Raw genomic sequence first — 14,741 nt, 5'->3', positions numbered from 1 at the left:
ATTCATGATAGCAGATCATGATAGTAGATTATGATAGAAGATCATAATAGAAGATCATGATAGAAGATCATAGTAAGAGATCGTAAAGTAAGATCATAAAGAGAGATCATAAAAAGGGTGCGGCGAATAGCCGGAAAGGGGTAAGTAAATGAAAGTAGGTACCGTTACAGAAATTAAGAAACATGAATACCGCGTAGGCCTTACACCAAATTCAGCAAAAGCATTTATTGATCACGGACATGCGGTTTATATACAGAAAGGCGCCGGGGAAGGATCTGGCTACCAGGATGATATGTATGAACGGGCAGGATGTATTTTACAGGATACGGCAAAGGAGGTATTTGACACCTGTGACATGATTGTAAAGGTAAAAGAGCCGCTGGAACCGGAATACCGGCTGATCAGAGAGAACCAGATTATCTATACGTATCTTCACCTGGCAGCAGATAAAGCGCTGACGGATGCCATGCTGGAGAGCAAATGTATCGGAATTGCATTTGAGACGATAAAAGGCAGAAATGGCGGATTGCCCTGTTTAAAACCCATGAGCCAGATAGCAGGAAGATTAAGCGTTCAGGAGGGGGCGAAATATCTGGAAAAACCCTTTGGCGGAAGAGGTGTCCTGTTAGCGGGAGTTCCGGGTGTGGAACGGGCAAAAGTGGTAGTCCTGGGAGCGGGAATTGTAGGAACCAGCGCAATTAAAATTGCTGCGGGAATGGGGGCAGAAGTTACGGTTCTGGATATTAATCTGGACCGGCTGGAATACCTGGAGGACATTTATCAGGGCAGAATTAATACGGTTTTTTCCACACCCCAGCATATACAGGAATGCCTGGCAGATGCGGATCTTGTGATCGGGGCGGTATTAATCCCGGGTGCGGCGGCACCAAAGCTGATTAAAAGAGAGTATTTAAAGAATATGAAAAAAGGTGCGGTGATTGTGGATGTGGCAATTGACCAGGGCGGATGCAGTGAAGTGAGCCACGTGACTTATCACGATGATCCGGTATATGTGACAGAAGGTGTGGTCTGCTATTGTGTTGGGAATATGCCGGGAGCGGTATCGAATACTTCTACCAATGCATTAAATAATGCCATATTAAACTACGGACTCCATATTGCAGATAAGGGTGCAGAGACGGCACTGAAAGAAGATGCGGGTCTTTTGGAAGGCTTGAATATATACAAAGGAAAGCTAACATACCGGGCAGTAGCGGAGGTTTACGGACTGGAATTTACAGATGCCAGAGCCTGCATTTAGTTTCATGCCCCAATTCAATAAAGATAAGAAGGTGTATATATGGCGATTGTGACACTAAAAGAAATATTAAAAGATGCAAAGAACCGGAGATATGGCATTGGAATGTTTAATACCATTAATCTTGAAATGGCAAGGGCAATTATAGGGATAGCAGAAGAAGAGCGTTCCCCGGTGATCATCGGTTTTGCCGAAGCACATCTTCCTTACGCAAATCTCGAAGACATCGCGCCGATTATGGTGAAATTTGCAAGAGAAGCAGTGGTGCCGGTTGCGATTCATTTTGACCACGGAATGACCTTTGAATATATCATGAAGGCCATCCATTATGGCTTTACCTCCGTAATGTTTGACGGCTCCACACTAACCTATGAAGAGAATATCCGTCAGACAAAAGAAATTGTGAAAGTAGCCCACGCGCTGAACGTATCAGTGGAAGCAGAGCTGGGGCATGTGGGCGGTGCGGAAGGCGGCGGTGATGACGGGCATGAGGAAATGTATACCAAAGTAGAGCAGGCAGCTGATTTTACCGCCAGGACGGGAATTGATGCTCTGGCTGTGGCAATTGGTACAGCTCATGGAGAATATAAGATAAAACCGGTTCTGGATATAAACCGGCTGCGGGAAATCCGAAATGCTGTGGACGTTCCATTAGTATTGCATGGAGGATCCGGGCTGACGGATCAGGATTTCCGAAGCTGTGTGGCAAATGGAATCAGTAAAGTTAATATTTTTACCGATATGTCGAAAGCTGCAGTCAACACTATTAATGAAAATCTCTGCGGAGCACGTAAGATAAATCTTGGAAACAGCCAGGAACTGATAGAAGGAATCGTGAAAGAGGTAATGCAGCAGTTAAAGGGCTGCACCTGTACTTCCATCAGTTATCCGGAATTAATTAATTATACCATAGACGGCATAAAGGCTGAAGTAGGAAGCAAAATGCGTCTGTTTGGAAGCTCACAGAAAGCATAAAAGAAATCGTGACGCATATCTTACAGAAACCAATTATCAAAAACATGCTAAGAGAGGAAGTGGAACTATGGTAAAACATATTTTATTCTGGGCGTTAAAACCAGAGAAAAAACAGGATGCAGAAGAAATAGTAACAGAGCTGAACCGGAAATTCCAAAATATGCAGCCGCAAATAAAGGGACTTCTGAAAGCGGAAGTGGGAGCTAATTATAATGGCGGTGAATTTGACTTTGCACTCTATACGGAGTTTGTGGACAGGGTGTCGGAAACAGCGTATCAGGGACATCCGGAGCATGTGAAGATAAAAGAGTATATAAAAGCAATTACGGTCGGGAAAGTTTGTGTGGATTATGAATGCTGATTAAGGGACGCTTTGTATCAGGAGATAGTGTTTGTAAAGAAAAGGGGCGGACCATGACAGGCGTTTAGAAGGCTTACTGCAGAACTGGCATGAGCCATAAGCCATTTAGCCATTTATAAACTGTTCGCTGTAGTACAAGGATAGGCCAGAATTTGGCTTATCCTTTTTTCGTGCCTATCATTAGCTGAAAAACAATTTCTGATCATTTTTGGAATGGAAAATGGAAAATGATCGCATTTCTTTCTAAATATATAAATATTTATATTATAATAGTAAAAACCATTGACAATTAATTTGTATTATGCTTTAATGTGGTTATAATCGCTAATGAAAGTCATGTTTAAAAAAATATATTATACAATTTTACAAAAAACAACGGCATAATTTTGTATATGAATGCCGAAGTACATCTTTGCCGATCGCAACAATTATGGGAGCCTGGGTTGACGGTGCAGGTAAGTTAAAGGGAATCCATTTTCCATTATCTATGCACTTCCGTCCATTATTTTATACGTGTTGACGCAGAGATATATGTCCAAGGGATTCAGCATGCAGGGCGGAACAAAAGGTTAAAGAAAGAAGGTGTATTTGTGAATACAATGGAAAAGTATCTGAAACTGAAAGAGAAAAAAGGGAAAAATTACTGGGAAGAACGTATTCTTGCCCAGCTGGGATACCTGATACAGTTACGAAATGGGGAAATCCCGGAAGATGCAGCAAAAGTAATTGACCATCTCTATCAGCAGGAGAAGGAAGAAGGGGCAATCACAAAACAGGAAGCAGCCGCTGCGGAAAATAAACTGCTTCATTATAAAGAATCTGCCAAGAAATTAAGTGTGATCTGTGCAGGACACGCCCATATTGACATGAATTGGATGTGGGGATATCAGGAAACTGTGTCTGTTACAATAGATACCTTTCAGACCATGCTGAATCTGATGCGGGAATATGAAGATTTTACATTTTCACAGTCTCAGGCATCTACTTATGAGGCAATTGAAAAATATTGTCCCGACATGCTGCCGGAGATCAGAGAACAGATTAAAAGAGGAAAATGGGAAGTTACGGCATCTACCTGGGTGGAACCGGACAAAAATATGACAGGTACGGAGAGTATGGCGAGGCATATTCTGTATACCAAAAACTATTTGTCAGGTTTGTTGGAGCTGCCAAAAGAGGCAATGGAACTGGATTTTGAGCCGGATACCTTCGGTCACAGCGCATGTGTGCCGGAAATTTTAAATCAGGGTGGAATTAAGTATTACTACCATTGCAGAGGCTTTGATAAATATATGCTGTACAACTGGGAAGCACCTTCAGGGGAAAGAGTACTGGTATACCGTGAACCAACCTGGTATCTGGGACCCATTGAATATGACATGATGCTTAATGTTCCTGAATTTTCCAGGGAGAATCATACCAGTACCATGTTAAAAGTATATGGTGTGGGAGACCATGGCGGCGGACCGACAAGAAGAGATATTGAACGGATTATGGATATGAGCAGCTGGCCGTTGATGCCGGATATTCGTTTTGGAACCATGCATGAGTTCTTTCATGCCGTAGAAAAGGACAGAGACCGGTTCCCCGTAGTTACAGGAGAATTAAATTATGTTCTGACGGGATGCTATACTACCCAGGCCAGAATCAAGATGGCAAACCGTATCGGAGAAGATAAGTTATATGATGCGGAAACGCTCTGTACCATGGGTGCACAGTTAACCGGCAACCACAGATTGACGGACCGTTTGGATCGGGCATGGAAAAATGTGCTGTTTAACCAGTTCCACGACATTCTGCCAGGGTCAGGGGTTATAGAAACCAGAGAACATGCTATGGGACTTTTCCAGGAGACGCTGACCATCTCCATGGCAAATGCAAACCGGGCTATGCGGGCAATCAGTGAGCGCATTGATACCAGTATATTTGGAGGAAACGATACAAAAGACTCCATGTCAGAAGGAGCAGGTGTGGGCTATGGTACCGGGCAGACGGAGGATTGTTACGGAAATGAAGGTGACGGACGTTTTGGTTTTTCCAGTACCCACAGAGGAAGCGGAGACACCAGGGTTTATACGCTGTTCAATACTACCCAGTACTTGAGAAAAGAGCTTGTGGAAATTACTGTCTGGGATCCGGAATTCCCGGTGGATGAGATTACGGTTGTGGATGAGATGGGAAGGGATGTTCCCTGGGAAATAAAAGGAGAAGGACTTCATTACTGGCAGCACCATTATCTCAAACTGCTGTTTATGGCTGAGGTAGGACCATTTGGTTATGCATCTTACTGTGTGAAGCATACGCCGGCCCAGTCAGAAAAGCTTCCGGTAAGGCAGGATCCAAGAGTCCACGATATGGAGGATGGGGCATATATTCTGGAAAACGACAGGGTTCGGGCAGTATTCGATACCAGAACAATGAAATTGCTGTCCTTTGCAGGCTTGAACGGCGGTAAGGAATTGATTGACAATGAGAATCCCTCAGCTTATTTCCGCTATGTGGAAGAAAGTGATACGGAGGAGATGACAGCCTGGATCGTTGGACGGTACTCCAGAATAACAGATGTCAATGAGCAGGCATTTGTCAGAGTGATTGACAAGAAACTAACGGGTCTGAACCGATATCTGACTTATGAATTGGAATATGGAAAATTCAAATTAAAAGTAAAGATTAGCCTGAATGGCGATGACACAATGCTTCGCTATAAGATCAAACTGGATTGGCTGGAGACGGGAGCGAAGAATAAGAAAATTCCGCAGCTTCAGTTCTATACGCCTTTTGGCTATGAGGCGGAGGATTACCTCTATGATATTCCGGCGGGTTCTGTTGTTCGAAAAGGCCTGGGGCATGATGTTCCTGCTGTATACTATGGAGCGCCGCTGCCGAAAATCGGAGATACGGCAATGATGCTGACGTCTGATTGTAAATACGGCTACCGGGGAGGGAACCAGGCACTCTTAATTGATTTGGTAAGGGGTTCTTTTGATCCTGACCCATATCCGGATCTGGGAGAGCATTACATCAACATTGGAATCGGTTTTGAAAAAGATTACAGCAGAGAGAAGCTTTTAAGGGAAGCAATTCTATTTTCACATCCTGTTTATGCGCTGTCCTGTACGGTTCATGAGGGAAAAGCAAAACAGAGGGAATGTTTCCTGAAGGTTACGGGAAATGCAAAAGTTTCTTCTGTGAAGGCGGCGGAAGACGGAAGCAACGCGGTAGTCATCCGATTGTACAGTTGCAGTGAAGCAGAAGAACCGGTAAGCCTAAAATTTTTAGAAAAACCCATAACGGCTGGATTTATCTCTTTGACAGAAAACGAATGTGCAGACACAGCAGTGGAAATGGATGGATGCGAAGTAAGGGTAACCCTGCCGAAATATGCATTCCGGTCCATTAAAGTCAGTTTTTAAAACTACGAATTAAGGAATAGCGCAAGCCAGTATGCGTTGTTCAGAGGAATGTATATGACAAAAAGAGAGATTTTAATTGATTATGTGAAAAACGGCGGGCAGAGATTTTTATGCTCGCCGCAGATAGGGGCAGGAGCCGGATTTGATACCAAGATTGCAAATAAAACCTGGATAGGGGATACTACCATTGAAGATACCAGAAAAGCCTGGGAGATGTTTAATGTAATCCCTCTGTACAATTATGAACTTCCGCAGCTGCACGAACTCACCCCAAAGCTGGTGATGGAAAATATGTCCGCCCATGGAAATACAGCGGACAGAAAGATTACCCATAAAAAGCTAATGACAGCTCTTGGAACTCTTACTTCAGAAATTATAGAAGATGAAGGAAAGGGAGCTATGGCGGTAAAATATTTTATCACGGAAGAAGAAGAACTGGAAATCTTTGAATATTATCTGGACTGCCTGTTGGAGGTGAAAGATTTTTCAACCATTACAGACGGAGTCAAGCACATACGGGAAATAGTGGGAGAAGACAGTGCACTGGATCTTCAGTGGCCGATGCAGCCCTATGAACTGTTGTGTTTTCCCAATACGGTGGATACGGCAGTGTTTGCCCTTACCTGCCCGGAGATTTTTAAAAGGCTGATGGATAAAATCTTAGAGCTTGACGAAAGATTGATTTTGGCGGTTGCAAAAGGAGGTGCTGACTTTGTTTTTCTGGGAGGTCCCGGTTCGGAATTAATATCACCCCAATATTACCGGGATTATCTGGTACCATACTCAAAAATTGTAACCGAAATGGCTCATAAAAACGGCCTGCTGGTATATACCCATATCTGTTCAAAGATTGAGCCCATGCTGTCTCTTGGGTTTTATAATGAAATGGGGATTGATTTGTTTGAAACTCTCTCAGAAGAGCCGGTTGGAAATGTAAAATCCATTGAAGATGCATTCTTAAAATTAGACCCTGAGATCTGTACCAGAGGAAATATCGGTCTGGATAAACTGCTGTTGGGGACGCCCGGGGAGATTAAAGAAATAAGTTTTAGAATTTTGGAAACGGCAAAGAGGTTGGGCAGAAAGCATATTCTGGCAGCCAGCGATTATATGTTTTACGATACTCCTGTTGAAAATGTAAGGGCCATGGCAGAAGCAGCAGCCGAGTTTAACGGCTGCCCTTTGGATGATTGGAAGTAAAGAAATTCCCGGCAAAAAATTCGTTTAACAGGCAGCAGGCGCTGCCGATAATGGGAGTTTTCATGGCAAAGCTGGATTTTCTGATGGAAATGTACTTATGGCTTGCGGCAAGTATCTTGGCATTTACTTCCTGCTGGATGTATTCTATATAAGAATCCGGCAGGTAGTAACCTTCATGCCCAAGGATGATGATCTGAGGGTCCATCATGTTGCAGGCATTGATAATTGCATAGGAAAGTTTTTCAGCCATATCCTGGAAAACAGCATGGCATGCTTCCTGTTTTGCCACAGTTACAAAATCGGAGCAGGTAAGAGCAGGGTTATTGCTTGCAAGGCGTAATTTCTCCAGTATGACCGGCATATTGATATAGGCCTCCAGGCAGCCCCTTCTTCCGCAGGAACACAGAGCGCCGTCATAGTAGATGCCCATGTGTCCGATTTCTCCCACAAAGCCGCTTTTGTTCTGAAACAGCTTCCCATCCGATATGATGCCCGATCCGATGCCATTGGAGATTCCAAGGTAGACAAAGTTCTTCGTATCCATACACATACCGAACAGCTTTTCCGCAAGTGCGGAAGCATTCATATCATTATTGACAAATACAGGCATCTGGAAGCAGTCCTCCAGAATAGCTTTAATGGAATAGTCAGAGATATGAAAGAAATTTGTAGGCTTTAAAATGACTCCTTTTTCAGCATCCAGAGGTCCGATGGAGGAGACACCGATTCCAAGGATGGTATCAGTAGTCACGGAAGCTGCATCCTGAATAAGCTTTATGATTTTCTGTGTGAGAGAATTAGCTGTCTCTTCACACAGAGAGGTAAACTGGTGATATAAAATCTTGCCGGTGATCTCGGTAAGAATACAGTGAACCGCATCCCTGGAAAGGTAAATGCCAATTACCTTAGGGGCATCCGGTGCGATATCCAGCTGAACCGGATTTCTTCCAATATTGGTATTTTCTTCAATTTGTGATTCACAGACATAGCGTTCCTCAATCAGTTCATTCACAATGTTTGTCACGGTCATCTTAGATAAATGAATTTTAGAGGCAATAGCCGCCCTGGAATAGTCTCTTCCGGAAGCAATCAGCTGCAGTATAATGCCGCGGTTTGTATTTTTGACATCTGTGTGGTTAACTCCTTTACGCAAGATATTACCCTCCTTTAGTATAAGATATTTATCAAAAAATAGTAAAATATATTTACAAAATAGATACCAACAAATCTTTGTACCAGTAAACAGGTATATAAATAAAAACTATTTATTAATTTAATTATAGCAAACAGCGCTATTGCCAGTCAACCTATATTTTGTAAAAATTACAGAGTATGTAAGAAAATGGTTACTGTTCACACCTAAACACACCGCTTGGCTGATGGACTTGTAGCCATACCGTAAAACAGCCAATGAGCCTGCCCTTCGTTAGCGCCGGCTTTAAATGGTCAGGCAGCAGAAAAAAATTAAAACAGGGCTTTGGCAGGAAAGGAAAGAGATATGAATAGAAAAGTTTATCAGGAAGTGAAAGAAGAGGCATTAAAATATTTTAAAGAAGCCAATATTGTTCTGACCCCGGATGAGGAGGAGCAGATTGAAGTGGCAGATTTCGGATTAAATGATATCTATAGAATTGGTTTGGAAAGCGTTGTGTATGTAAATACGGACCGCTGCTGTGCTAAGGAGATGGTGTTGTTACCTCATCAAACCTGTCCCGAGCATCTTCATCCATCGGTAGGAGAGAATTATGAAGGCAAAGAAGAAACCTTCCGATGCAGGAAAGGAGAGGTCTACCTATATGTGGAAGGGGATGCCACGGAGGATATAAAAGCAAAAATATTACCGGATCAGCCAGGATTTACCGTGTTTCATGAAATCTGCTTAAAAGAGGGGGAACAATATACCCTGTATCCCAATACCAGGCACTGGTTCCAGGCAGGGGAAAAAGGAGCAGTCATCAGTGAATTTAGTACGCATTGCTATGATGAGTATGATATTTTTACGGATGTCAGGATTAAAAGGATGCCGGAGATTGAGGAATAAAAGGACCTTATAAAGTGTTGTTCGGCATTTGACAAATAGACTCACAGGTGATATTATATTTATACAAAAAGGAATAACCGCCCCATGTTAGGTAGTTATCCTCATGATAAGGACTTGTCCTTAATGGACGATGCCTACCTTGTTGGTGAGAACAGGGTAGGCTTTTTTATTTCTTCTTGTCGATATAGGCAAGGAGAGAAATTAGAAAACTTCCAAATATAAACAATAATGTTAATACCTGATATGTATTCATAACATCACCCCCCTTCTTCTGAAGTTGGAGGGTAACCACCCTGTAACGATTATTCCAGATATTTAGTATACCATATTCTATTTATGATGTCTAATTATTTATACAGTCTTATAATTTGCAATTATATATATATAAGGTGTATATATAAATATTTATACCTACAATAAACCACATAAATCTTAATTCCGTTTTTCAAAAACAATCCCAGGAAACAAATAAAACCAACAAAAAACAAAAAGAAAACTTGCAAAACCACATCACTTTGTAGTATAATACTTATATAATTTTTAGAAACTTATAGTAGAGGTATTTTACAGACAATTACCCGGTACAACGGTTAAAAGGTGAAAGCATGAAGAGGTCAAAAAGAATTGAAACATTAGACAAACGCCCGGTCAATATGGATGGATTTATCAATGAATGGCCGGAGATGGGTTTTGTTGCTATGAAAAGCCCATATGACCCGAAACCTTCTATTAAAGTAGAAGATGGTGTCATTACGGAACTGGATGGAAAGAAAAAAGCGGAGTTTGATTTCCTGGACCAGTTTATTGCAGAATATGCGATTAATGTGGAAAGAGCAGAGCGTTCTATGGCAGTGCCGTCTTTAGATATTGCCCGCATGATCGTGGATATTCATGTATCCAGAAAAGAAATATTGGAACTTGTTTCCGGGATTACACCGGCTAAAATGGTGGAAGTTATCAATTATCTGAATGTGGTAGAAATGATGATGGGTATGCAGAAAATGCGTGCCAGAAGGACACCGGGAAATCAGGCGCATATTACAAACCTGAAGGATGATCCGGTACAGATAGCAGCAGATGCGGCGGAAGGTGCACTCCGGGGATTTGCTGAAGAAGAGACTACGGTTGGAATAGCGCGGTATGCTCCGTTTAACGCAATCGCACTTCTGATCGGTTCCCAGGCAGGAAGAAAAGGTGTATTAACCCAGTGTGCGGTTGAAGAAGCTACAGAGTTAGAACTTGGTATCCGCGGACTTACTACATATGCAGAGACCTTGTCCGTATATGGTACGGAAAAAGTCTTTGTAGACGGAGATGATACTCCTTATTCCAAAGCATTTTTGAATTCTGCTTATGCATCCAGGGGACTGAAAGTCCGTTTTACTTCGGGGGCAGGTTCCGAAGTATTAATGGGAAGCACCGAGAAAAAGTCGATGCTTTATCTGGAGTGCAGATGTCTCTATGTCACAAAAGGTGCAGGATCACAGGGAATTCAGAATGGATCCGTTAGCTGTATCGGTATAGCAGCCAGCGTGCCGGCAGGAATCCGCGAGGTTATGGGTGAGAATCTGGTAGCCGCACTTTTAGGACTGGAATGTGCTTCTTCCAATGATCAGAGTTTTTCCAACTCAGATATGCGAAGAACAGCAAGAACCATGCTTCAGTTTATGCCGGGTACGGATTTCATTTTCTCCGGTTATGCGGCAGAACCGAATTATGATAATTTATTTGCAGGTTCTAACTTTGATGCAGAAGACTTTGATGATTACAATGTTATTCAGCGTGATATGCAGGTGGACGGGGGTCTTCGTCCTGTTACGGAAGAAGAAGTTATCCGTGTCAGAATGAAAGCAGGAAAAGCTGTTCAGGCAGTATTTAAATATCTGGGACTCACTGAGGTCACAGATGAGCAGGTAGAAGCAGTGGCATATGCACATGGAAGCAAGGATACTTTATCCCGTGATGTGGCAGCCGATCTTATGTCTGTAGAAGATATGATGAAACGGGGAATTACAGGTGTTGATATTGTAAAAGCCCTTGCAGACAGCGGATTTGAAGATCTTGCACAGAGTATACTCAATATGTTAAAACAACGGGTAATTGGAGATTATATGCAGACATCGGCGATTCTGGACGAGAACTTTAATGTACTGTCCGGTGTAAATACACCGAATGATTATATGGGACCTGGTACCGGATACCGTGTGGATGGAAAACGCTGGGAAGAAATTAAAGCGATTCCACATATTATCGATCCGGATAAGTTTTAGGAGGTGGCAGAATGGAATTAAATGAAGAGTTAATACAAAGCATTGCAAAGGCGGTTATCGCTCAGCTTGGCAATCATCCGTCTGCCGCATCTGCAGCAAAAGACCACACAGTTGTAAAAACTGATTATTCAGGCTTTCCTCTGGCGAAAAAAGGAACAAATCCCAAGGAAGTAGTAATCGGTGTGGGACCTGCTTTTCAGAGAGAAATCGGTGCAACAATTGTTGGCTTGGATCTGAATGAGGTATTGAAGAACCTGAAAGCCGGAATTGAAGAAGAAGGAATGGTTCCAAGGGTAGTAAAAGTACTGAAAACATCAGATGTTTGTTTTATGGGACTGGAGGCAGCCAAGATCAGCGGTTCCGGCATCGGAATCGGACTGCAGTCGAAAGGAACGGCTGTAATTCACCAGAAGGATCTGTATCCTTTGTCAAATCTGGAATTATTTCCACAGGCACCGCTTATGACACTGGAAACTTACCGGAAAATAGGCAGAAATGCAGCACGGTATGTAAAAGGAGAAAAAGTGACTCCCATTGAGAGCATTAATGATCCAATGGTTCGTGCGAAGTTCCAGGTGAAAGCAGCGCTTATGCATATTCGCGAGACAGAACAGGTGGACAAGGAAATACCAATTATTGAATGGGAGGAAGCATAGGATGAGATACCCATTAGGACAACATGAAGCGGAGAGTATTACTTCTAAAACCGGAAAAAAGCTGTCAGATATTACTTTGGATCAAGTGAGAAAAGGGAATATCACAGCAGATGACATTAAAATCTCTAAGGAAATGTTAAAAAAGCAGGGACAGGTTTCCAAGGAAGCCGGTAATGACCCTATGGCGTTAAATTTTGAACGTGCCGGAGAACTGGTTGATGTTCCGGATGAAGTAATTCTGGAAATGTATAATAAATTACGCCCGAACCGTTCCACGAAGCGGGAACTGGTAGAGATGGCGAAGGAACTATTGGAGAAATATGGAGCGGTACACTGTGCAAAACTGGTTATGGAAGCTGCAGAGGTGTACGAGAAACGAGGGATTCTTCTGTGAAAATAGTTGCAGGTGTTGATATTGGCAATTCCACAACTGAAGTATGTATCGGCTCTTTTTCGGAAGAGGGCAAACTGCGCTTTTTATCCAGTGCTTCCCGCATGACTACGGGAACCAAAGGCACCGTGGCAAATGTTCACGGGATAAAAGCAGCTCTTTTAGAGGCAATGGGCCGTATTGACCGGAAGGTAAATGAGATAGAACTGATCCGGATCAATGAGGCTGCACCTGTCATCGGGGATACGGCGATGGAAACCATAACGGAAACCATTATAACAGAATCCTCTATGATCGGGCACAATCCATCCACACCTGCCGGAGCGGGGCAGGCAGTCGGATATTTACTGCCTCTGGAACAGATTGCATCGGCAAAAAGCAATGTCTCATATATACTGACAGCATCCAGCCGTTTCGGCTATGATGAAGTTGCAGGAATTATTAATAAATACAGCGGGCGCATTGGAATCAAAGGTTTGATACTCCAGGCGGACGAGGCGGTTCTTGTTGAAAACAGAATTTCTATTGAAATTCCTATTATTGATGAAGTGCGTCAGATAGAGCGTGTACCGGAAGGAAAGCTTGCGGCGATAGAAGTTGCGCTGCCCGGTCAGGGAATCAGTATGCTGTCTAATCCTTATGGAATCGCAACACTGCTTGAACTTGGACCCGAAGAAACCAGAATGGTGACGCCCATTGCAAAAAGCCTGATTGGAAAGCGGAGTGCCGTAGTGATCAAAACACCTCACGGCAACGTAAAAGAAAATATTCTGCCTGCAGGTGATATTTATATAGAAGGAACAAATTCTCTAACTGTAAATATTGATGCGGGTGCAGATGCAATTATGGATACCCTTTCAGGAGCCGGAGAAATCCGTGATATCAGCGGACAACAGGAAACTAATGTGGGAAATATGCTTTCCGGCATTAAAAAAGGCATGGAAAAAGTGACAGATGAGACCGGTCAGGATATTCGCATCACAGATATACTTGCTGTTGACACCCTGGCTCCAGTACAGATTTCCGGCTCTCTCGCAGGAGAGATGTGCATGGAAAAAGCAGTGGGAATTGCGGCTATGGTTAAAACAAGGCAGCTGCCTATGGAAAAGATTGCAGATGAGTTAAAAAAGGAACTGGGGATTTATACAAAGGTGGCGGGAGTGGAGGCTGTGATGGCTACGCTTGGTGCCTGTACTACCCCGGGAACACAGCTCCCTCTGGCAATTCTCGATCTTGGCGGCGGTTCTACAGATGCAGCTATGATAGATGAAAAGGGGATGGTCAGAACGACCCATCAGGCTGGAGCGGGAGAACTGGTATCTATGCTTATTCAGACCGAGCTTGGACTGTCCGCAAGAACAACAGCAGAACAGATTAAAAGATATCCTCTTGCAAGAGTGGAAAGTCTGTTTCATATGAGGCTGGAAAATGGTGCAATGCAGTTTTTTGATGAATCCATTGATCCGAGGTATTTTGGAAATGTGGTACTGCTCCATCCGGAAGAACTCATAAAGATAGAGGAAGATATACCAATGGAAAAAATTGCGTCTGTAAGGCGGGAGGCCAAGAAAAAGGTTTTTGTCCGCAATGCAGTCAGAGCGCTGACCCAGGTGGCACCTGATCATAATCTTAGAAATATTCCAAATGTGGTATTGGTAGGCGGATCTGCAGAAGACTTTGAGATTCCCCAGATGCTTATGGAGGAACTTTCCAATTATAAGATTGTCTGCGGACGGGGAAATATCAGACGTTGTGAGGGACCCAGAAATGCGGTTGCAACAGGGCTGGTGCTTTCCTATCTTGGAGGAAGCAAATGATTGCAAAAAAGCCTTCCATTCTAATTTGTGGAAATCAGCCGGACAGAGATCTGCTTCGGGAAATCTGTGCAGGTATTGAAGAAGAAGGCGTTTTATACGAAGTATTGAAACTGGAATCTGCGGATTTGGATGAACTGGCATACGAAGCGGCATCAGAGTCTATTTTAGGAGCAGGTATCGGGATCATCGGTTCACGTGCAGCCATGCAGATGCGGGGTCTGCATAAAGGGCAGAACGTATTTGAAGTCAACCGCCCGAGCTTTGCCCAGTGCAGGTCGCTGGGAGCAAATAGCGCCAGAGCAATTAAAAGAGTAGCTTTTAAAAAGGTATATGATGTATAATAAGACTGCAGCTTTAAA

General features: G+C 43.2%; 13 protein-coding genes. 11 read left to right on the top strand and 2 right to left on the bottom strand.

What is annotated here, in order from left to right; translation table 11 throughout:
* Positions 1-148 precede the first annotated feature (148 nt).
* The 5 genes from ald (at position 149) to QR40_RS00800 (ending at position 7,207) form a co-directional block, all read left to right on the top strand.
* Positions 149-1,261 carry an alanine dehydrogenase gene (ald, locus tag QR40_RS00820; protein ID WP_044292935.1) on the top strand — a complete coding sequence of 371 codons (1,113 nt, stop codon included), beginning with the start codon at positions 149-151 and terminating at the stop codon, positions 1,259-1,261.
* A gap of 39 nt (positions 1,262-1,300) precedes the next feature.
* Positions 1,301-2,233 carry a class II fructose-bisphosphate aldolase gene (locus QR40_RS00815; protein WP_044292934.1) on the top strand — a complete coding sequence of 311 codons (933 nt, stop codon included), beginning with the start codon at positions 1,301-1,303 and terminating at the stop codon, positions 2,231-2,233.
* Positions 2,234-2,300: 67 nt separating this feature from the next.
* On the top strand, positions 2,301-2,594 hold the full coding sequence (locus QR40_RS00810; RefSeq protein WP_044292933.1) for a Dabb family protein: 294 nt from the start codon (positions 2,301-2,303) through the stop codon (positions 2,592-2,594).
* 599 nt (positions 2,595-3,193) lie between these two features.
* On the top strand, positions 3,194-6,007 hold the full coding sequence (locus QR40_RS00805) for a glycoside hydrolase family 38 N-terminal domain-containing protein (RefSeq protein WP_242858448.1): 2,814 nt from the start codon (positions 3,194-3,196) through the stop codon (positions 6,005-6,007).
* A gap of 54 nt (positions 6,008-6,061) precedes the next feature.
* Complete coding sequence (locus QR40_RS00800; protein ID WP_044292932.1) at positions 6,062-7,207, top strand: uroporphyrinogen decarboxylase family protein; 1,146 nt, start codon at positions 6,062-6,064, stop codon at positions 7,205-7,207.
* Here the strand turns inward: QR40_RS00800 and QR40_RS00795 are convergent.
* On the bottom strand, positions 7,176-8,360 hold the full coding sequence (locus QR40_RS00795) for an ROK family protein (RefSeq protein WP_044292931.1): 1,185 nt from the start codon (positions 8,358-8,360) through the stop codon (positions 7,176-7,178). The two genes, QR40_RS00800 and QR40_RS00795, sit on opposite strands and share 32 nt — an antisense overlap.
* A 345-nt stretch (positions 8,361-8,705) precedes the next feature.
* Here QR40_RS00795 and QR40_RS00790 point away from each other — a divergent pair, with 345 nt between their 5' ends.
* Complete coding sequence (locus QR40_RS00790; protein ID WP_044292930.1) at positions 8,706-9,248, top strand: D-lyxose/D-mannose family sugar isomerase; 543 nt, start codon at positions 8,706-8,708, stop codon at positions 9,246-9,248.
* Between the two features lie 166 nt (positions 9,249-9,414).
* Here QR40_RS00790 and QR40_RS32160 read toward each other — a convergent pair whose 3' ends face one another.
* Positions 9,415-9,501 carry a putative holin-like toxin gene (locus tag QR40_RS32160; RefSeq protein WP_242858446.1) on the bottom strand — a complete coding sequence of 29 codons (87 nt, stop codon included), beginning with the start codon at positions 9,499-9,501 and terminating at the stop codon, positions 9,415-9,417.
* 352 nt (positions 9,502-9,853) lie between these two features.
* On the opposite strand from QR40_RS32160, the gene QR40_RS00785 reads away from it, so the two are divergent.
* Genes QR40_RS00785 through QR40_RS00765 form a run of 5 tightly spaced genes read left to right on the top strand, consistent with a single transcriptional unit; the run spans position 9,854 to position 14,723 of the window.
* Positions 9,854-11,518 carry a propanediol/glycerol family dehydratase large subunit gene (locus QR40_RS00785; RefSeq protein ID WP_027293754.1) on the top strand — a complete coding sequence of 555 codons (1,665 nt, stop codon included), beginning with the start codon at positions 9,854-9,856 and terminating at the stop codon, positions 11,516-11,518.
* Positions 11,519-11,529: 11 nt separating this feature from the next.
* Positions 11,530-12,174 (top strand): propanediol/glycerol family dehydratase medium subunit, encoded by a 645-nt coding sequence (locus QR40_RS00780; RefSeq protein WP_027293755.1) that lies wholly within the window; start codon positions 11,530-11,532, stop codon positions 12,172-12,174.
* 1 nt (position 12,175) lies between these two features.
* Positions 12,176-12,568 (top strand): diol dehydratase small subunit, encoded by a 393-nt coding sequence (locus QR40_RS00775; protein ID WP_027293756.1) that lies wholly within the window; start codon positions 12,176-12,178, stop codon positions 12,566-12,568.
* Positions 12,565-14,382: a diol dehydratase reactivase subunit alpha gene (locus QR40_RS00770; protein WP_044292929.1), complete on the top strand. Its 1,818-nt coding sequence runs from the start codon at positions 12,565-12,567 to the stop codon at positions 14,380-14,382. The genes QR40_RS00775 and QR40_RS00770 overlap by 4 nt, the downstream gene beginning before the upstream one ends.
* Positions 14,379-14,723: a glycerol dehydratase reactivase beta/small subunit family protein gene (locus tag QR40_RS00765; protein ID WP_044292928.1), complete on the top strand. Its 345-nt coding sequence runs from the start codon at positions 14,379-14,381 to the stop codon at positions 14,721-14,723. The genes QR40_RS00770 and QR40_RS00765 overlap by 4 nt, the downstream gene beginning before the upstream one ends.
* Positions 14,724-14,741: the final 18 nt, after the last annotated feature.

This window comes from Robinsoniella peoriensis, from assembly GCF_000797495.1.
Lineage (GTDB): Bacteria > Bacillota > Clostridia > Lachnospirales > Lachnospiraceae > Robinsoniella > Robinsoniella peoriensis.
This window is presented reverse-complemented; position numbering and strand designations above follow the sequence as displayed.